This window comes from Phenylobacterium immobile (ATCC 35973) (genome assembly GCF_001375595.1).
GTDB lineage: Bacteria > Pseudomonadota > Alphaproteobacteria > Caulobacterales > Caulobacteraceae > Phenylobacterium > Phenylobacterium immobile.
Genome location: NZ_CVJQ01000001.1, coordinates 623561 through 642031 on the forward strand (window position 1 = coordinate 623561; position 18471 = coordinate 642031).

Annotated in this window: 22 protein-coding genes and 1 tRNA gene; 20 read left to right on the plus strand and 3 right to left on the minus strand. The window is 66.8% G+C overall.

Annotated elements, in window-relative coordinates:
• Positions 1-35: 35 nt before the first annotated feature.
• Positions 36-836 (plus strand): undecaprenyl-diphosphate phosphatase, encoded by an 801-nt coding sequence (locus BN1313_RS03105; protein ID WP_091742208.1) that lies wholly within the window; start codon positions 36-38, stop codon positions 834-836.
• Between the two features lie 87 nt (positions 837-923).
• Here BN1313_RS03105 and BN1313_RS03110 read toward each other — a convergent pair whose 3' ends face one another.
• Complete coding sequence (locus tag BN1313_RS03110; RefSeq protein WP_091736484.1) at positions 924-1892, minus strand: complex I NDUFA9 subunit family protein; 969 nt, start codon at positions 1890-1892, stop codon at positions 924-926.
• A gap of 175 nt (positions 1893-2067) precedes the next feature.
• Between BN1313_RS03110 and BN1313_RS03115 the strand changes: the two genes are divergently transcribed.
• From BN1313_RS03115 to BN1313_RS03150, 8 genes are all read left to right on the plus strand, one after another.
• Positions 2068-2154: transfer RNA gene (locus BN1313_RS03115), tRNA-Leu, on the plus strand.
• A 121-nt stretch (positions 2155-2275) separates the two neighbouring features.
• Positions 2276-2893, plus strand: a complete 618-nt coding sequence (locus tag BN1313_RS03120; RefSeq protein ID WP_091736487.1) for a ribonuclease D — start codon at positions 2276-2278, stop codon at positions 2891-2893.
• Positions 2894-2899: 6 nt separating this feature from the next.
• The gene (gene lptC, locus BN1313_RS03125; protein WP_091736490.1) at positions 2900-3520 is read left to right on the plus strand and encodes an LPS export ABC transporter periplasmic protein LptC; all 621 of its coding nucleotides are present in this window, start codon (positions 2900-2902) and stop codon (positions 3518-3520) included.
• Positions 3521-3533: 13 nt separating this feature from the next.
• Positions 3534-4085, plus strand: a complete 552-nt coding sequence (locus BN1313_RS03130; protein WP_176695874.1) for an LptA/OstA family protein — start codon at positions 3534-3536, stop codon at positions 4083-4085.
• A 91-nt stretch (positions 4086-4176) separates the two neighbouring features.
• Complete coding sequence (gene lptB, locus BN1313_RS03135; RefSeq protein ID WP_425415029.1) at positions 4177-4902, plus strand: LPS export ABC transporter ATP-binding protein; 726 nt, start codon at positions 4177-4179, stop codon at positions 4900-4902.
• A gap of 78 nt (positions 4903-4980) precedes the next feature.
• The gene (locus tag BN1313_RS03140) at positions 4981-5658 is read left to right on the plus strand and encodes an exopolysaccharide biosynthesis protein (protein WP_091736495.1); all 678 of its coding nucleotides are present in this window, start codon (positions 4981-4983) and stop codon (positions 5656-5658) included.
• Between the two features lie 32 nt (positions 5659-5690).
• A complete protein-coding gene (gene hpf / locus BN1313_RS03145) occupies positions 5691-6311 on the plus strand; it encodes a ribosome hibernation-promoting factor, HPF/YfiA family (RefSeq protein WP_091736498.1) in 621 nt (206 codons plus the stop codon).
• 85 nt (positions 6312-6396) lie between these two features.
• Entirely contained in the window at positions 6397-6867 is a 471-nt protein-coding gene (locus BN1313_RS03150) for a PTS sugar transporter subunit IIA (protein ID WP_091736501.1), read from the plus strand.
• A gap of 3 nt (positions 6868-6870) precedes the next feature.
• Here BN1313_RS03150 and BN1313_RS03155 read toward each other — a convergent pair whose 3' ends face one another.
• Complete coding sequence (locus BN1313_RS03155) at positions 6871-7278, minus strand: GFA family protein (RefSeq protein WP_091736504.1); 408 nt, start codon at positions 7276-7278, stop codon at positions 6871-6873.
• Between the two features lie 70 nt (positions 7279-7348).
• On the opposite strand from BN1313_RS03155, the gene leuC reads away from it, so the two are divergent.
• The 11 genes from leuC to rarD all read left to right on the plus strand — a co-directional run bounded on the left by leuC (position 7349) and on the right by rarD (position 17362).
• The gene (leuC, locus tag BN1313_RS03160; RefSeq protein WP_091742212.1) at positions 7349-8776 is read left to right on the plus strand and encodes a 3-isopropylmalate dehydratase large subunit; all 1428 of its coding nucleotides are present in this window, start codon (positions 7349-7351) and stop codon (positions 8774-8776) included.
• Between the two features lie 2 nt (positions 8777-8778).
• On the plus strand, positions 8779-9390 hold the full coding sequence (gene leuD / locus BN1313_RS03165) for a 3-isopropylmalate dehydratase small subunit (protein WP_091736506.1): 612 nt from the start codon (positions 8779-8781) through the stop codon (positions 9388-9390).
• A gap of 118 nt (positions 9391-9508) precedes the next feature.
• A complete protein-coding gene (locus BN1313_RS16465; protein WP_176695875.1) occupies positions 9509-9685 on the plus strand; it encodes a hypothetical protein in 177 nt (58 codons plus the stop codon).
• A gap of 150 nt (positions 9686-9835) precedes the next feature.
• Positions 9836-10192, plus strand: a complete 357-nt coding sequence (locus BN1313_RS03170) for a hypothetical protein (RefSeq protein ID WP_091736509.1) — start codon at positions 9836-9838, stop codon at positions 10190-10192.
• Between the two features lie 140 nt (positions 10193-10332).
• Positions 10333-11229 (plus strand): ABC-three component system protein, encoded by an 897-nt coding sequence (locus BN1313_RS03175; RefSeq protein ID WP_091736512.1) that lies wholly within the window; start codon positions 10333-10335, stop codon positions 11227-11229.
• Complete coding sequence (locus BN1313_RS17040) at positions 11226-11471, plus strand: ABC-three component system middle component 6 (protein ID WP_091736515.1); 246 nt, start codon at positions 11226-11228, stop codon at positions 11469-11471. The genes BN1313_RS03175 and BN1313_RS17040 overlap by 4 nt, the downstream gene beginning before the upstream one ends.
• Positions 11468-13255, plus strand: a complete 1788-nt coding sequence (locus tag BN1313_RS03185; RefSeq protein WP_091736518.1) for a DUF2326 domain-containing protein — start codon at positions 11468-11470, stop codon at positions 13253-13255. Before BN1313_RS17040 ends, BN1313_RS03185 begins: the two co-directional genes overlap by 4 nt.
• A 233-nt stretch (positions 13256-13488) precedes the next feature.
• Positions 13489-14022, plus strand: a complete 534-nt coding sequence (locus BN1313_RS03190) for a hypothetical protein (RefSeq protein WP_176695876.1) — start codon at positions 13489-13491, stop codon at positions 14020-14022.
• A gap of 112 nt (positions 14023-14134) precedes the next feature.
• A complete protein-coding gene (gene leuB / locus BN1313_RS03195; RefSeq protein WP_091736524.1) occupies positions 14135-15187 on the plus strand; it encodes a 3-isopropylmalate dehydrogenase in 1053 nt (350 codons plus the stop codon).
• A 122-nt stretch (positions 15188-15309) separates the two neighbouring features.
• Positions 15310-16341, plus strand: a complete 1032-nt coding sequence (locus tag BN1313_RS03200; protein ID WP_091736526.1) for an aspartate-semialdehyde dehydrogenase — start codon at positions 15310-15312, stop codon at positions 16339-16341.
• Between the two features lie 112 nt (positions 16342-16453).
• Positions 16454-17362, plus strand: coding sequence for an EamA family transporter RarD (rarD, locus tag BN1313_RS03205; protein WP_091736529.1), 909 nt, complete (start codon positions 16454-16456; stop codon positions 17360-17362).
• Here rarD and BN1313_RS03210 read toward each other — a convergent pair.
• The gene (locus BN1313_RS03210) at positions 17347-18471 is read right to left on the minus strand and encodes a serine hydrolase domain-containing protein (RefSeq protein WP_091736532.1); all 1125 of its coding nucleotides are present in this window, start codon (positions 18469-18471) and stop codon (positions 17347-17349) included. The two genes, rarD and BN1313_RS03210, sit on opposite strands and share 16 nt — an antisense overlap.

An 18471-nucleotide genomic window follows, 5' to 3' on the forward strand; every position in this document is an offset into this window, starting at 1 on the left:
GCGCAGTGGAGGGTCTGCGCCACAAGGAGGCCTCCGTGCCGGACTGGATCTACGCCCTCATCCTGGGCGTCGTCGAAGGACTGACAGAGTTCATCCCGGTCTCATCGACCGGTCACCTCCTGCTGGCTAAGCAGGCGCTGGGCCTGCCCGGCGGCTTCTGGGACACCTTTTGCGTGCTGATCCAGCTGGGCGCGATCCTGGCGGTGGCGGCGCTCTACTTCACCCGCCTCTGGGCCGTGGCGACCGGCCTGGGCTCCAGCCCCGCGGCGCGGCGCTTCACCTTCAGCGTGCTGGCGGCGTTCCTGCCTGCCGCCGTTCTGGGCCTGGCGTTGCACGACGTGATCAAGGCGGTGCTGTTCGAGAGCCCGATCGTGATCTGCATCTCCCTGATCGTCGGCGGCGTCATCCTGATCGGCATCGACCGGTTCGCCCCGGCCCCCAAGCAGACCGAGGCCATGGACCTGCCCTGGAAGACCGCCTTCGGCATCGGTCTCTTCCAGTGCCTGGCGATGATCCCCGGCGTCTCGCGCTCCGGCGCGACCATCGTCGGCTCCATGCTGCTGGGCGTCGAGAAGCGCGCCGCGGCGGAGTTCTCGTTCTTCCTGGCGATCCCCACCATGGCCGGCGCCTTCGCCGTCGACGCCTGGCGGAGCCGCGACCAGATCGACCTGGACCACGCCTGGATCATCGCTGTCGGCTTCGTGGTGTCCTTCGCCGTGGCGCTGGTGGTCATCAAGGCCATGCTCGCCTTCGTCAGCCGCCGCGGCTACGCGCCCTTCGGCTGGTGGCGCATCCTCGTCGGCGCCGCCGGCTTGGCGATCCTCAGCCTGCGCTGAGACCGAACCTCTCATCGACGACCAAATCCGTGCCCCTTCTCCCTTGAGAGAGAAGGACTTTGGAGATCAACCCGTGCGCGGCTCCGCCTAGAGCGCGGCCATCTCGCGGTCTTCCTGGTCGGCGTACTGGCCGCCCTTGCGGTACCGGTAGAGGTACGTCGGCAGGACCGCCTGCAGGGTCGCCGCCGTGATCCCCAGTTCCGGCAGGCCGGGATAGGCGCCGCTCACCACATTGTCGGTCCGCAGCAGTTCGACCTGGTCAGAGGTGAGCGGCGGGGCGATGACGCTGGCCACCATATCGCCGACCGCGCCGATCACCTTGGCCGCGGCGAAGGGCAGGGGCAGGAGCAGCCGGCGCCGATCGGTCTCGGCCAGCATCAGCTCCAGCAGTTCCTTGAAGGTCAGGGTCTGGCGGCCGCCCAGCTCATAGACGCCGCGCGCCGCTGAATCGCCGGCGAGCGCCGTGATCGCCTGGGCCACGTCGCCGACAAACACCGGCTGGAACCTGGTGTGGCCGCCGCCCACCAGCGGCAGGACCGGGCTGATCGCGGCCATGGCGGCGAACTTGTTGAAGAACTTGTCGTCGACGCCGAACACGACCGAGGGCCGTACGATCACGGCGTCGGGGTAGACGGCCAGCACCGCAGCTTCGCCCGCGGCCTTGCTCCGCGCATAGTGCGAGGGTGATTGGGCGTCCGCGCCAAGGGCCGACATCTGGATCAGCTTCTCGACGCCCATGGCCTTGGCGACCTCGGCGATCGTGTGCGTCCCGTCGGTGTGAACGTCGTCGAATGTCTGCCGGCCGGCTTCATAGAGGACGCCGACCAGGTTGATGGCGATGCTCGCCCCTTCCAGTGCGCGGCGCACCGAAGCTTCGTTGCGGATGTTGGCCTGCACAACGTCGATCTGGCCGACGTCGCCGCGCAGTCGCATGGCGTAGGCGAGGTTCGGCTGGCGCACGGCCACGCGGATGCGGAAGCCGGCCTTGGCCAGTCCGCGAACCACCTGCGCGCCGATGAAGCCGGAGCCGCCGAAGACCGTGACGAGGTTCTGCATCTGCCGAAGGGCCCCAACTTGGAGGGAAGTTCTGGAGGGAGAGACGTGCCGGCCCTGCCGATAGACGATGCCGCCGGACGCCGCAACGCTCCGTGGTCGTTGTGCGCAAAGCATCCCATTGACCGACCGATCTGCGCGCACTAGAGACAGCGCCTCGCGCGATCCGACGGGTCGGGCCCAGGTGGCGGAATTGGTAGACGCGCTGGCTTCAGGTGCCAGTGGCTTAACGGCCGTGAAGGTTCGAGTCCTTTCCTGGGCACCACCCGTCGGCGCGCGATTCTCCGCATATCCGATGGCCGACCACAGGCGCGCAAGCGCGGGCCTTACCGCGCCTCGCCATCCGCCTTATATCGGGCGCGACAAAGCCGGAGCCTGAGCCCTCGATGACCGCCTTCCTGCATAAGGGCGACCTGCCGGCCGACGCGCTCGTCGGCGCGACCGCCGTCGCCATCGATTCCGAGACCATGGGCTTGAGGCTCGGCCGCGATCCGTTGTGCGTCGTGCAACTCTCCGCCGGCGACGGCGACGCCCACATCGTCCAGTTGGACCGGTCGACCTATGACGCGCCGAACCTCAAGCGCCTGCTGACCGATCCGAACGTGACCAAGCTGTTCCATTTCGGCCGCTTCGACATCGCCATGTTCTATCTGCATCTCGGCGTCGTCACCGCGCCGGTCTACTGCACCAAGATCGCGTCCAAGCTAGCGCGCACCTACACCGACCGCCATGGCCTCAAGGACGTGACCCGCGAGTTGGTCGGGACCGACCTGTCGAAGGCTCAGCAAAGCTCCGACTGGGGCGCTGAAAAGCTCTCCGACGATCAGGTCGCCTACGCCGCCTCCGACGTCCTGCACCTGCACGCCCTGCGCACCCGGCTCGACGCCATGCTGGTGCGCGAAGATCGGATGGAGATGGCCAAGGCCTGTTTCGACTTCCTGCCGCACCGGGCGATCCTCGACGTGCGCGGATGGGAAGACATCGACATCTTCGCCCATAGCTGAGCCTGAATGACGGCGCCCGCCTTTTCGACAGACCACGCGCGGCGGCGAAGCGACATCGTCCGCTGGCGCCGGCGTTCGCGGACGATCCGGCTGCTGCGCCTGGTCCTGCCGGCGGCGATCGGCGGCGTCTTCCTCAGCCTGGGCGGCATGGTCGGCTATAACGCGGTCGTCAGCCGCGCCGCGGAACCCGAGGAGGGCGCCGCGCCGATCCGCCTGGTCAATCCGCGCTTCGCCGGCCGCGACGACAAGGGCCGCGCCTTCATCCTCACCGCAGCCAGCGCCGTGCGCGACAAGGACGACTACCAGCGCGTGCTGCTGGAAGGTCCGGCCCTGGTGCTGGACGAGACCGGCCCCGACGCCCTGCGCCTGGGCAGCGCCACCGGCGTCTATCACGAGGGCGATCGCAAGCTGGAGCTGAACGGCGGCGTGCGCATCGCCGGCGCCCGGGCGGCCTTCGCCACGGCGGCCTCGCTGTTCGACACGAAGACCGGCGAACTGGTCGGTTCAGGCCCCATTCACGGCCAGGGGTCCCTTGGAGAAATCAGTGCGAAGTCCTATGGCGTGTATGGCAAAGGCGACCGCATCATTTTCAAGGGCGGGGTGCATACCCGCATGGAACAGCAATAGGCGGCCTGACGGCATGAAGACGCTTCTAAACCTCGCGGCGCTGACCCTGTTCGCGGCCGCCGCTCCAGGGCTGGCGATGGCGCAGATCGCGCCCAGCTCCAACGCGCCGGTCGACATCACGGCCGACGAGCTCGAGGTGGTGAACGGCGACTGCTCGGCCATCTGGCGCGGCAACGCCGAGGCCCTGCAGGATACGTCGCGCCTGCGCGCCGACGTGCTGCGCATCTACAACAAGAAGGGCCCGGCCAAGGCCGGCGGCCAGGCCAGCTGCGGCGCCATGGACCGCATGGAAGCCGAGGGTTCGGTCTACTACGTCAGCCCCCAGCAGCGGGTCCGCAGCAACGCCGCCACCTACCAGGCGGCGAGCGAGACCATCACCATGACCGGCGACGTGGTCGCGGCCCAGGGCCAGAACGTGCTCCGCGGGTCGCGGATGACCATCAACACCGAGACCGGCAAGGGCGTCATGCAGTCCGACGTGAAGGGCCGCAACAAGCCCGGTCGGGTCCGCGGCGTCTTCTATTTCAAGGATCAGTCGCAGCAGACGAAGCCCGCGGCGCAGTAGAACGGATCACCCCGTGCCTTCCGACGTGAGTTCGCAACACCTGGACGCCGCCCATCCCGACGCCGCCGCGCACAGCGCCACGGCGCCCGACCTGTCGGGCGAGGGCCTGGTCGTCGACAATATCGGCAAGTCGTTCCGCGGCCGCCCCGTGGTGCGCGGCGTGTCGCTCAGCCTGAAGCGCGGCGAGGTGGCGGGCCTGCTCGGCGCCAACGGCGCCGGCAAGACGACCTGCTTCTACATGATCACCGGCCTGATCGCCGCCGACTACGGTTCGATCCGCCTGGACGGCGAGGACATCACCAACCAGCCCATGTACCAGCGCGCCCGCATGGGCCTGGGCTACCTGCCGCAGGAGACCTCGATCTTCCGCGGCATGACCGTCGAGCAGAACGTCATGGCCGTGGTCGAGCTGCGCCAGCGCGATCCGGCCAAGGCGCGGGCCACCGTCACCGCCCTGCTCGAGGAGCTGCACATCGAGCGCCTGCGCCACTCGCCAGCCGTCGCCCTGTCCGGCGGCGAGCGCCGCCGCGTCGAGATCGCCCGGGCGCTGGCGTCCGAGCCCTCCTTCATGCTGCTGGACGAGCCCTTCGCCGGCATCGATCCGCTCGCCATCGCCGACATCCGCGACGTCATCAGCTACCTGAAGAAGCGCGGCATCGGCATCCTGATCACCGACCACAATGTCCGCGAGACCCTGGACATCATCGACCGCGCCTCGATCATCCACGAGGGCCAGCTGCTGCGCGAAGGCACCCCCGCCGAGATCGTCGACGACCCGGAAGTGCGGCGCGTCTATCTGGGCGACCGCTACAGCTGAGCCTCCGGCGCAACAACGCGCGGACTTTTGCGTAATGCCTCTGGTCTCGCCGTCGCGGCGGGCCCAATTGAGGCGCACATGTCGCAGGTCACCCAGGATAAGCCCGAGACGGCGCAGGACGACGATCGACCTGGCGCGCCCGGCGACGAAACCAGCCTGCCGCTGTCGCAACTGCTGGTCGATATCCTCGAAGGCTCCGACGAGCGCGTCACCGTCGACCAGCTGATGCACATGTTCGGCGGCCGCGCGCTGGGCGGCATGCTGCTGATCTTCGGCCTGTTCTGCGCCCTGCCGCTGCCGCCGGGCGCCACCACCATCCTGGGCGCGCCGCTCCTGCTGCTCGCCCCGCAGATGATGATCGGCAAGGCCGCGCCGTGGCTGCCCCGGCGGGTCCGCACCCACTCCATCGCCACCGCCGACCTGCGCCGCGCCCTGCCGCGGGCGCTGCCGTGGCTGCGGCGGCTGGAGGCGATCTCCAGGCCCCGCCTGCGGTTCCTTTTCGCCCCCTTCGGCCAGCGGCTGATCGGGATGATCTGCACCCTGCTGGCCATCGTCATCATCCTGCCGATCCCGCTCGGCAACCTGGTCCCGGCCCTCGCGGTGACGATCCTGTCGCTGGCGGTGGTCCAGCGCGACGGCCTGCTGGCCATCGCCGGCTATGGCGCGGTGGGCGCCAGCATGGGCCTTTTGATCTTCGCCTTCCGCCTGATCAGCCAGGCCGTCAGCCACGTGCTCACGAACTTCGCAGGCGCTTGACACCAAGTCGCTGAAGGCGCGTTCTTTCTGTCATGCAAGTCCAAGTCACCGGCAAGCATGTCGACGTCGGAGAGGCCCTGCGTTTGCGGGTCTCGGACGAAATCTCCACAAGCATCGGCAAGTACTTCGATCGCGACGGCCATGGCGCCGACGTGGTCGTCAGTCGCGAAGGCCACGCCTTCAAGGTCGATTGCGCCGTAACGCTCGCCTCCGGGCAGCAACTCGAGGCCCACGGCCTCGGCGGGGACGCCCACCTCGCCTTTGACGCAGCGCTGGGCAAGCTGCAGAAACGGATCCAGCGGTATAAAAACCGCCTGAAGGACCACCACGGCCAGGCGCTCGCCAAACAGGCCGAGACCGCGGCCTATTTCGTCATCCAGGCCCCCAGCGACGACGACGTCGATGAGGATTTCGACGACGCCGAAGGCGTGGATCTCGGCGACGAGCCGGTCGTGATCGCCGAAACCGAGAAGCAGGTCCGCAACATGACCGTCTCCATGGCGGTCATGGAACTGGACCTGACCGAATCTCAGACAATCGTGTTCCGCAACGCTGCGCACGGCGGATTATCGGTGGTATATCGCCGCCCCGATGGAAACATCGGGTGGATCGATCCGGAGCGGACTCGGTCGGCAAACGACGCGGCGGCGTGACGGAACCGGCCTTGCCGTAGTCCGTTCAGGCAACCGTCATATCGGGGGGCTACTAAGGCCTCCCGGAGCACGGACTGTTGAGTTGATGGACATCGGCGAACTGCTGGATCGCAACGCGATCGCCCTGCGCGTGAGCGCGGAAAACAAGCGCCAGGCCCTGGCGGTGGTCGCCGAGATCGCCGCCCGCAGCCTGGGCGTCGACGCCTCTGAAATCCTCGACGCGCTCAGCGAGCGCGAACAGGCCGGCTCCACCGGCGTCGGCCATGGCGTCGCCGTGCCCCACGCCCGCCTGCCGGGCCTCGACCGCCTGCGCGGCGTCTTCGTCCGCGTCGAGCAGCCGGTCGAGTTCGGCGCCGTCGACGACCAGCCGGTCGACCTGATGTTCGCCCTCTTCGCGCCGAAGGACGCCGGCGCCCTGCACCTGCGCGCGCTCGCCCGCGTCTCGCGCCTGCTGCGCCAGCCCAAGCTGCGCGAGCAGCTGCGCCACGCCCGCACCGCCGACGCCATCCACGCCCTGCTGGTCCGCGACGAGGCGCTCCGCCCCACCGCGGCCTGAAACCTAGGCCGGCGCCTGCGGAAACTGCACGGCGCCGGTCTCGTCCAGCCAGGCCTTCACCCAGGGCAGGGCGCTCTGCGTCCAGATGTGGTCGGCCGGTTCGAACGTCGCCGGCGCATCCATCGAGGCGAGCGTGAACCCCACCAGCCCCGCCGCCGCCCGCCGGCCAAAGATCGTCACGCCGCAGGCCGGACAGAACCCGCGCTCGACGGCGTCAGAGCTGTTCCACCAGGTCACCGCGCCCGAGACCTCCACGGCCTCGGCCCGGTACTGCGCCCGCGCGTTGAACGGCTGGCCCGTCACCTGCTGGCAGATCCGGCAATGGCACAGCCGCACGTTCAGGGGCTGGCCCTCGGCGCGGTAACGCACGGCGCCGCAGATGCAGCCGCCTTCAAAAATCTGATCGGTCATGATGCGAACCTTAAGGTCTGAGGCGTCCGGGCACTAGACGCGACAAGGGTCACGCTCCTAGATGCGCTCCATGCCCGGCAAGACACTCTATGACAAAATCTGGGACGCCCACGTCGTCGACGAAACGCCCGACGGCGAGGCGATCCTCTACATCGACCTGCACCTGATCCACGAGGTGACGACGCCCCAGGCCTTCGCAGGCCTGCGCGAGGCCGGCCGCCCCGTGCGCCGTCCGGACCGCACCCTGGCGGTGGCCGACCACAACGTCCCCACCGAGGGCCAGAGCCTCGGCGTCGACGCCGTCGCCGACGATGAGGCCCGCCTCCAGCTGCAGACGCTGGGCCGCAACGTCGCCGAATACGGCATTGAATATTTCCCCATGGGCGATATCCGCAACGGCATCGTCCACGTGGTTGGCCCCGAGCAGGGCCGCACCCAGCCCGGCATGACCATCGTCTGCGGCGACAGCCACACCTCCACCCACGGCGCCTTCGGGGCGCTGGCCCACGGCATCGGCACCTCGGAGGTCGAGCATGTGCTCGCCACCCAGACGCTCCGCCAAAAGAAGGCCAGGAACTTCCGCGTCCTGATCGAGGGCACGCCCGGCCCCGGCGTCGGCGCCAAGGACTATGCGCTGGCCGTCATCGGCGCCATCGGCACCGCCGGCGGCACCGGCTCGGTCATCGAATACGCCGGCGACGCGATCCGCGCGCTCTCCATGGAAGGGCGCATGACGCTCTGCAACCTGACCATCGAAGGCGGCGCCCGCGCCGGCCTGGTCGCCCCGGACGAAACCACCTTCCAGTACCTCATGGGCCGCCCCGCCACGCCGAAGGGCGCGGCCTGGGAGATGGCGCTCGCCTACTGGAAGACCTTCTTCTCCGACGACGACGCCGTCTTCGACCGCGAGATCCGCATCGACGCCAGCCAGATCGCCCCCCTCGTCACCTGGGGCACCTCGCCGGAAGACGTCATCGCCATCACCGACATCGTCCCTGACCCGGCCAGCTTCGCCACGCCGGACAAGCGCGCCGCCGCCGCCCGCAGCCTGGAATACATGGGCCTCACCGCCGGCCAGCCGATCAGCGACGCCAGGATCGACGTGGTCTTCATCGGCTCGTGCACCAACAGCCGCATCGAGGATCTGCGCGCCGCCGCCGACATCGCCGCCAAGGCCCTGGCCCGCGGCATGCGCGTCGCGCCGGGCGTCCGCGCCATGGTCGTCCCCGGCTCGGGCCTCATCAAGGCCCAGGCCGAGGACGAGGGCCTCGACGTCATCTTCCGCGACGCCGGCTTCGACTGGCGCGAGCCCGGCTGCTCCATGTGCCTGGCCATGAACCCGGACAAGGTGCCCCCCGGCCAGCGCTGCGCCTCCACCTCCAACCGCAACTTCGAGGGCCGCCAGGGCCGCGGCGGCCGCACCCACCTGGTCAGCCCCGCCATGGCCGCCGCCGCCGCCATCGCCGGCCACCTGGCCGACGTCAGGGAGTACCTCTGATCATGCAGGCCTTCACCCGCCTGGACGCCAAGATCGCGCCCCTGCCCAACGCCAACATCGACACCGACCAGATCATCCCGGCCCAGTTTCTCAAGACCGTGGAGCGCAAGGGCCTTGGCAAGGGCCTGTTCTTCTCCATGCGCTTCGACGACCAGGGCCAGCCGCGCCCCGAGTTCGTGCTGAACAAGCCGGACTATGCGAACGCCCAGGTCCTCGTCGCCGGCGACAACTTCGGCTGTGGCTCCAGCCGCGAGCACGCCCCCTGGGCGCTCATGGACTACGGCATCCGCTGCGTCATCTCGACCAGCTTCGCCGACATCTTCTACAACAACTGCTTCCAGAACGGCCTCCTGCCCGTCGTCCTCACCGCCGAGCAGGTCCAGGACCTGATGGAGGAGGCCAAGGGCGGCAACCACCTGGTCACCGTCGACCTCGAGTCCCAGACCGTCGTCTCGCCCAGCGGCCGCACGTTCACCTTCGCCATCGACGCCAGCCGCAAGGAAAAGATGCTGAAAGGCCTCGACGCCATCGGCGAGACCCTCACGGCCGAGAGTTCCATCGACGTGTTTGAGAGCAAGATGGCGCTGGGGCAGCCCTGGCTGGAACAAGCCTGACCACCGCCTCCAGGGCCCCCTCCCGCCCCGTTCACGGAGGGGTGTGGGAGGGGCCAGCACCAGCCCTATCCAACCAAGTTACCTCGAGCCCCGGCCGCTCCCAAGCTTAACGTCTGACATGCCTTCCGTTGCGCCTTTCATCGTCGCGCTCGTCGTTGTGACCGCCTATTGGGTCGTCCGCCTAGCCTATGTGCTCAAAACCGGCGGTCAGATCTCGTTCCGAGAGAAGGTGCGCCTCTTCGGCGCCGTCGGCGTCGTGTTGAGCATCCCCGTCTATCTGGTGTTCCTCGCCTGAGGACGGGGCATGCAGCCAACGCCACACCCCAGTTAGCCGCGCAGCGGCTATCCGGGCCCCAGGGCCGCCGCACGGCGCCACCACGGCCCATCAGCCGCCCCCAGCGTTCTTGCCGTGTTCCCCCCACACAAGGCGCGCTAAGTGCGCCCCATGGGAGCCAAAGACCCCGACCGCGTCGTCTCCCCGCCCAGCCCCATGACGGCGCCGACCCTGGCTGAAATGCACGTGAGGCGCTGGGAGCTTCGGGCCGACTGCAACCGCTGCAAGGTGCAGCTCCGCGTCAGCCTCCCGGCCATGATCCGCGCCCAAGGCCCCGACGCGATCTGGTGGGGCCAGCATCCCACCTGCCCCGGCTACGAGTGCCCCGGCGGCAAGCTGACCTACTACGCCAGGGCGATTTCTTCAGGCTCTTGGGTCTCGATGACGTCCGTCCCAGATGAACGGACGATTGCGTTCTGGCGCTCGAGCCGGCGCGCCAGGGGCAGGGCCCGCGGTAGAGTGAGGTAGGCGTGATTTGAGTGTGCAGAAGCGTAGTTCGGCTTACGACTCATTGCAGTTGTCCGGACCATCCCTTTCGCGAGCCATATTGAGGTGGCAGGGATTAGTCCTATACGCTCCACCTGATAGACGTCAGGGGATCGCGCGAAGTGGATGAATTGGAGCGTCTCTGGTACGGTGCGATCTTCCGCATCAACTTCCTCGAGAAGCGCGGCACTGAGTTTCAAGATTGGTTCGTCAAGCTTGCCGGCTACGCATGGGGCGACGACTTCGAAGAAGTTCGTCCATACGGCAATGTAGGCGACTGGAAATGTGATGGCTGGCGGATTAGCACGGGCAGTGTTTTCCAGTGTTACGCGCCTCGCGACATGACCGCATCGGAAGCGTTGCAAAAGGTCAACGCCGACTTTGCGGGTGCCGTAAAGCACTGGCCGAAGATGCAGGTGTGGCACTTCGTCCACAACGACGGGGACGGACTGCCCCCTCAGGTGACGAACCTGTTTCAGACGCTGCGGACGGCCAACCCCGCGGTCAACCTCACTCCATGGTCCGAGCCAGAGTTGCTAGCGCTCGTGCCGCTGTTAAGCCGCACCCACGCAGCCGCGTTATTCGGCCCCGCGCCAACGGCGATGATCTTTGAGCGATTGAGCTACAGTGATCTTCAGCCAGTCATCGACGCTATCGCCCTCGGGCAGCCGGACATCGGAATAGAACCGAGAGCTCCGTCTCCGACTAAGCTTGAGCATAACCGTCTGTCCGTTGAGGCCGCCGACCTACTCCGCGCCGGTCGGCGCAAGGAACGGCTCGTTGAGTCATTTATCGACAGCCAACTCAATCCTCAGCAAGGGGAACGGATCGCGCAAACATTCCGTGAAAAATACGCGGAATTGAAGGCGCTGAGCCTCCCGCCCGACATAATCTTTGGCTATTTGCATCGGCTCGTTGGGACGTCCGGCACTCCGCAGCAGCAGGCCGCTGGACTGGCCGTGCTCTCCTACCTGTTCGAACGCTGCGACATTTTCGACGACGCGCCAACAATCCAATGATCCTTCCTGCGAAGCATCTTTCGGCGGAACGCGCCCTCCTTTCGGTCGGTGGACACCTGCTCGAACAGCTGGCCGCGCCCCAAACGGTGTCCAGTCTCTGGGACGCCGTGAGAGCACAACGAGAGACCGATGACCCTCGCGCGCCGATCAGCTACGACTGGTTCATCCTTGCCCTAGACCTCTTGTTCATGATGGGTGCGGTCTCGCTCAATCGGGGCGTGGTTCGAAGATCGACGCAATGATCACCGGCGTTCGAAGCCCAACGATCCCAAGCTTTAAAAATCTCCGGTTTGGGCCCGGGCTCAACATCGTGCTTGTCAATCGGACCACGGCCGCTGGCGCAAGCGGGAAGCGGAACGGTGCAGGCAAGTCCAGCCTGTTGGACGTGATCCACTTCGTCCTGGGTGGTTCGAAGGAGTCAAGCTCACCGCTATCTGCGGCGGAACTCGCCGATGCCTCTTTTGCCCTCGACCTTGTTCTCGGCGATCACTCGATCAGCGCCACCCGATCGCTAGCCACGCCCGGGACGATTGATCTCGCCGGGGACTTCAAGCGTTGGCCAATTCAACCTGACGTTGCTGAGGATGGCACTGTTACAATCTCTGATGACGGCTGGAAGGACTTGCTAGGTCGGATGAGCTTCGGCTTGCCGCCAGTCTCGCAAGAGCGCGCGGCTTGGCTTAGCTTCAGATCATGCTTCCCGTACTTCGCCCGTCGGCAGCGTAACGACGGCTATATAGACTGGCGTAAGAACGTCGGCAGCCAACGAGCAGTTGGCTGGCAAGTGCCACTGGCGTTTCTGCTCGGACTGGATCGTGAAGGTATTGTCGAGCTACACAAGGTCAAGGACGCCGAGCGAGAGAAGGCCAATCTCACTCGGCTGCTGAAGTCGAACCTCATCCAAGAAAGCCTCGGAACACCCAGCAGGCTGCGCACTAGAGCTGCGCGGATCGCCCGCCAGATCGAAAAACTGGAAGAAGATCTGGAAGGATTTCAAATCGTCTCTGCATACGACGAGTTAGTCTCAGAGGCTAACCGCCTCCAAGCAGAGATCGAAGATCTCACAAATGCGAATTTTCTGGATCAGGAGATCATCTCGAATCTCGAACGCGCACTAGCCGACGAGCGAGCGCCGGAGCTTACCGATCTCCAGCGGGTTTACGCCGAGGCGGGCGTCGTATTACCCGGCATCAGCTTGGCAAAGTACGAAAAGGTCGAAGAATTTCACCGAGCGATCCTGAGAAACAGGCACCTCCACCTCCAGGCGGAACTGGATGATGCGAGGGCGCGGTCTATTCAGAGGCGCCAAACGATCGCCGTCGCCCAGCGCCGTCGGAATGAACTGCTGACGACTATTAACAGCGGTGGGGCCCTATCGCATTACCGCCAGATGGACGCTCAGCTTATACAGCTGCGCTCCAAACATCAGCAGCTCACAGCTCAGCTTGAGCTCCACAGCAAGATCGACCTTTTGCGCTCCGATCTGAAGGTCAAGCGGGCTGAGGCCGAGCGCAAAATCACCCACGATCTGGCAGAACGCGCACCGGCGGTGGACCGTGCAATCACTATCTTCGATGAGATTTCCGGCAACCTTTACGACCAGCCCGCGAGCTTGGAGATCAAGGCCACCGCCGACGGGCTAGGCGTATTCATCCATCGGCCGGACATTGCCAGCGATGGCGTTGGTAAGATGCAGATCTTCACCTTTGACCTAATGCTCGCGACCGTCTGTTCAGAGCGGGGTGAATGGCCCGGCTTCCTCATCCATGACAGCCACATCTTCGATGGGGTTGACGGCCGCCAAGTCGCGACTGCGCTTCACACGGCGCATGATCGCCTGGCGGCCGTGGGCGGGCAGTACATCATCACGATAAATTCTGACGATCTCGAGAAAGCCGAACGAGAGGGCCAAACGTCCTTCCGCAACTTCGTTGTGAAGCCTGAACTCGACGACTCTGAAAGGGGCGGGCTATTCGGTTTCAAGTTCGCGACTGATGTGGATGCGGAGGACGGAACCGACGAATGAGTCGTCGGCGGCGCATTCAATGTTCGCCCGCCAACTGTAGCCGGGAGGTCCATGCCGCGCGGCATGACAGTGTCCGCATTGGCCCATTGCAGATCCGACAAACCCCCTCAGCGCGCATGCCAACTTGCTGCGACGGACATTTTGTTCTATATTTGTTCCAAATGGCGACACCTCCCCCCTCCGAAATGTCCCTCCGTCACGGCGCCGTTCTTGCGCGCCTGACGGAGCTCGGCTTGGCGTTGGCGGAGCGGGTCCAGGCGGAGGCCATGGCGGCGACGGGGGCGGAGGATCTGGATCGGATGAGCCAGGCCTTCCATCGGGTGTCGCGCTCGGTGCGGATGTCGGTGGCGCTGGAGGCGAAGTTCGCACGGGCGGAGCGTGATGAGGCGCGGGTTCATGAGGCGGAGAAGGCGGTGGAGCGGCCGCCGCGACCCAAGATCGTGTCCGTGCCCTATGAGGGGGCCTGGCCGGACTGGGATGACCCCTCGCCGAACCCCGTCGCCCGGACGTGGCGCGAGCGGGAAGCGGACGATTGGGACGAGAAGACCGAAATCGCCAAGGCCAAGGCCTTCGCCGCGCGCCTGGACACCGAGAAGCAGTTGCTCGCGGCGGATGAGGTTCCGCCCCACCTGATCGAGGCGCTCGCCGCCGCGAGGGTGGCGCAGGCCTTGGCGCAGGACCTGGCGCAGGGGCCCGTTCGGCGAGAGGCCGTCCGCGCCGCGAAGGCGGCCGAGGGGCTGAACGCCGCGTCGCCCAACACCTCATGAGGCGAGTTTGCGGCCCAGGGTTGCTGCCCAGGGTTTGCGGGGCTGGTTTGCGGGCATGGCCGTCTTCCCTTAGGAAGCTGACGCAAACCTCCACCCCCTTCGGGAGCCCCCCATGACCGACCTGTTCCTCCTGCCCGGCGACGGCATCGGCCCCGAGGTGATCGCTGAGGTGAAGCGCGTGGCCGCAGCCTTGACGCCGGACCTGACGCTGGACGAGGGGCTGTTCGGCGGCATCGCCTATGACACCGAGGGCGCGCCGATCTCGGACGCTACGCTTAGCGCCGCCATGGCCTCGAAGGCGGTGCTCATGGGCGCCGTCGGCGGCCCGCAATGGGCGTCCGCGCCGCGCGACAAGCGGCCGGAGGCGGCGTTGCTGCGCCTGCGCTCGGAGATGAAGGTCTATGCGAACCTTAGGCCAGCCCTGTGCTTCGGCCCGCTGGCCGACGCCTCGTCGCTGAAGCGCGAGGTGGTCGAGGGCCTGGACCTGATGATCGTGCGCGAGCTGACCGGCGGGGTCTATTTCGGCCAGCCGCGCGGCATCGAGACGCTCGCCAATGGCCAGCAGCGCGGCTTCGACACCCAGGTCTATACGACCAGCGAGATCGAGCGCGTCGCCCGCGTCGCCTTCGAGCTGGCCCGCGGCCGCCGCAACAAGGTGGCCAGCGCTGAGAAGTCCAACGTCATGGAGTCCGGCCTGCTCTGGCGCGAGGTGGTCGAGGCCCTGCACAAGCGCGACTACGCCGATGTCGAGCTGACCCACATCCTGGCCGACAACGCCGCCATGCAGATCGTGCGCAATCCCCAGCAGTTCGACGTCATGGTCATGGACAACCTGTTCGGCGACATCCTCTCCGACATCTCCGCCCAGCTGACCGGCTCGCTCGGCATGTTGCCCTCGGCGGCGCTCGGCGATCCCGGCAAGCCCGGCCTCTATGAGCCGATCCACGGCTCGGCGCCGGATATCGCGGGCCAGGGCCTGGCCAATCCGCTGGCGGCGATCCTGTCCTTCGAGATGGCGCTGCGCTGGTCGCTCGACCGCGCCGCCGACGCCGACCGGCTGAAGGCCGCCGTCGAGAAGGCCCTCGAGGGCGGCGCGCGCACCCGCGACCTCGGCGGTGAGATGGGCACCACCCAGATGACCGACGCGGTGCTGGCCGCGCTGTAAATAATCTAGGTCGTCATTACCGGGACAAGCCCGGCTATGACGGTCAAATTCGGGGTTCCATTTGCATCCCGTGCGTCGAGAGCGTACGGGAACGCTCCCTTATCTAGGCTAGGAGATCTCCAATGGGTTACCGGGTCGCCGTCGTCGGCGCCACGGGCAACGTGGGCCGTGAAATGCTGAACATCCTCGAGGAAGTGAACTTCCCCGTGGAGAAAATTCACGCGATCGCCTCGCGCAAATCCATTGGCGTGCAAGTCTCCTTCGGCGAGAAGATCGTGCCTTGCGAAGACGTCGAGAAGTTCGACTTCTCCACCGTCGACCTCGTGCTGATGAGCGTCTCCGGGGCCTTCTCCAAGGAGTGGTCGCCCAAGATCGGCGCCGCCGGCCCCATCGTCATCGACAACTCCTCGGCGTTCCGCATGGACCCCGACGTGCCGCTGATCGTGCCGGAGGTGAACCCTGACGCCGTCAGCTATGCGGGCCGCAAGAACATCATCGCCAACCCCAACTGCTCCACCGCCCAGCTGGTCGTGGCGCTGAAGCCGCTGCACGACCGCGCCAAGATCAAGCGCGTGGTGGTCTCGACCTACCAGTCGGTCTCCGGCGCGGGCAAGGAAGGCATGGACGAGCTGTTCGACCAGACGAAGAACGTCTTCGTCCTGGGCGCCACCCCGCCCAAGAAGTTCCCCAAGCAGATCGCGTTCAACGTCATCCCCTTCATCGGCGCCTTCAAGGACGACGGCTACACCGACGAAGAGCACAAGATGTGGAACGAGACCCACAAGATCATCGACGCCGACATCAAGCTTACCGTCACCTGCGTGCGGGTGCCGGTGATGGTCGGTCACTCCGAGGCCGTGAACATCGAGTTCCACGAGGCCCTGGACGAGGACGAGGCGCGCGACCTCCTGCGGGAATCGCCGGGCCTGGTGGTGATCGATAAGCGCGACGAGACCGGCTACATCACGCCGAAAGAAGCCCAGGGCGAGTTCCCGGTGTTCGTCTCGCGGATCCGCAACGATCCGACCGTCGAGCACGGCCTGAACCTGTGGGTCGTCGCCGACAACCTGCGCAAGGGCGCGGCCCTCAACGCCGTCCAGATCGCCGAGCTCCTGCACGAGCGCGGCCTGATCAAGACCAAGGCCCCGGCCTGAGCGCGGTCCGCAAAAGTGGAAGCCGGTTTTGCGATCAGACCGCGCTCAACTTTAGAATCCCGAAACGGGAATATTCAGACGCTCGCGTCTGCATATTCCCGTTTCTAGGGCCATGACGTCGCCGACCACGTCTGGCTCATCGCGCCAGGCGCTGGTCGCGGCGGTCATCACCTACACCATGTGGGGTCTGATCCCGCTGGCCTTCCAGCTGGCGGGACGCCTGGGCGCCGGCGCCTGGGAGATCCTGGTCCACCGCGTGGTCTGGGGCCTGCCCGCCGCCCTGGTCATGGTGCTGATGGCCAAGCAGGGGCCGGAGCTGAAGGCGGCGTTGCGCCAGCCGCGGACCATGGCTTTGCTGGTGCTGTCGGCGACCCTAATTTCACTGAACTGGATCGGCTTCATCTGGTCGGTCAACAACGGCCACGTGCTGGAGACCAGCCTCGGCTACTACATCCTGCCGATGCTCAACATGGCGGCCGGCGCGATCCTGTTCCGCGAGCGTTTGGGCCGGCTGCAGTACGCCGCCGTGGCCCTGGCCGCCGTCGGCGTCACCCTGCAGACCGTGGCGCTCGGCCACCTGCCGCTGATGTCGCTGTTCCTGGCCTTCTCGTTCCTGGTCTATGGAATCGTGCGCAAGCGCGTCGCCGTCGACGGCCAGACGGGCCTGGCGATCGAGTGCCTGATCCTCATCGTCTTCGCCCTGCCCTACGCCATCTGGCTGGAGGCGAGCGGGGAGGGCCACTTCCTGCATTCGCCGGCGCTCGCCGGCCTGCTGCTGATCTGCGGGCCACTGACCGCCCTGCCGCTGGCGCTGTTCGCCTGGGCGGCGCGCCGGTTGCCGCTGTCGATGATGGGCTTCCTGCAGTTCATCGCGCCCTGCATCACCTTCGTGATCGGCATCGCCCAGGGCGAGGCGTTCAGCGCCCTGCGCGGCGTGTCCTTCATCTTCATCTGGACCGGCGCCGCGGTCTTCGCCTACGGCGCCTGGCGGGCCAGCCGCCGGGCTCACAGCGCCGCGTAGAGCGCCTCGATCAGCCGCTTGGGCCTGGCGTCGCCCAGCAGTTCGGCGGTCTGGCGGTTCATCACATAGCCGCAGGCCAGCTTGATCTCTGGATCGGCGAACACGCAGCTGCCGCCCCATCCCGAATGCCCGAAGCTCTGGTTCCCCGGCCCCCAGGGGTGCACCGCCTCATTGCGCATGAAGCCCGCGCCCCAGCTCATCTCGAACGGCAGCACCAGGTCCTGCCCGCGGATGCGGCTGCGCGCCGCCTCGTCCCGCGCGTGCGGCGACAGCACCTGCACCCCGTCCAGCCAGCCATCGCCCGCCACCGCCCCGAACAGCCGCGCCAGCGCGATCGCCGTGGCGTGCCCGTTGGCCGAGGGGATCTCCATCTTCCGCCACGCCCGCGCGTTCTTCGACGCCGGCTGCGACCACGGCGTCAGGAACGCCGCCTTGGTGGCCGGATTGATCTCGCCGAACCGCGGCAGGGCCCGTGGCTTGTCCATCTCGGCGACCCGGTCGAACTCGGCGTCCGGCAGCCCGATCCAGATGTCGAGGCCCAGCGGCTCGCACAGGTCCTGCCGCAGCGCCGTCCCCAGGGTCCGTCCATCCACCCGCCGGAAGATCTCGCCCGCCAGATAGCCGAAGGTGATCGGGTGATAGCCGCTGGCCGTGCCCGGCGGCCACAGGGGCGCCATGGCCGCCAGCTTGGCGCAGATGGCGTCCCAGTCGAAGTACTCGGCCGGGTCCATCTCCTCGGGAAAGCCCGACAGCCCGCCCTGGTGCGACATCACCTGGCCGACGGTCAGCGCCTCCTTGCCCATCTGGCCAAACTCCGGCCAGACCTCGGCGACGCGCTGCTCATAGGACAGCCGGCCCTGGTCGACGAGCCGCGCCACCATCAGCGCCGCCAGCGCCTTGGTCGACGAGAACAGCGTCGTCAGCGTCCGCTCGCCGAACGGCTCGGTCTGGGCGCGATCAGCATGGCCGCCCAAGAGGTCGATGACGACCTCGCCCTCCAGCACCGCCGAGAACCGCGCGCCCAGCTCCTCGCCCGAGTCGAAAGACTGGGCGAAGGCCTCGCGCACGGCGTGGAACCGCGGGTCGGCGTGTCCGTGGATCTCGGCCAT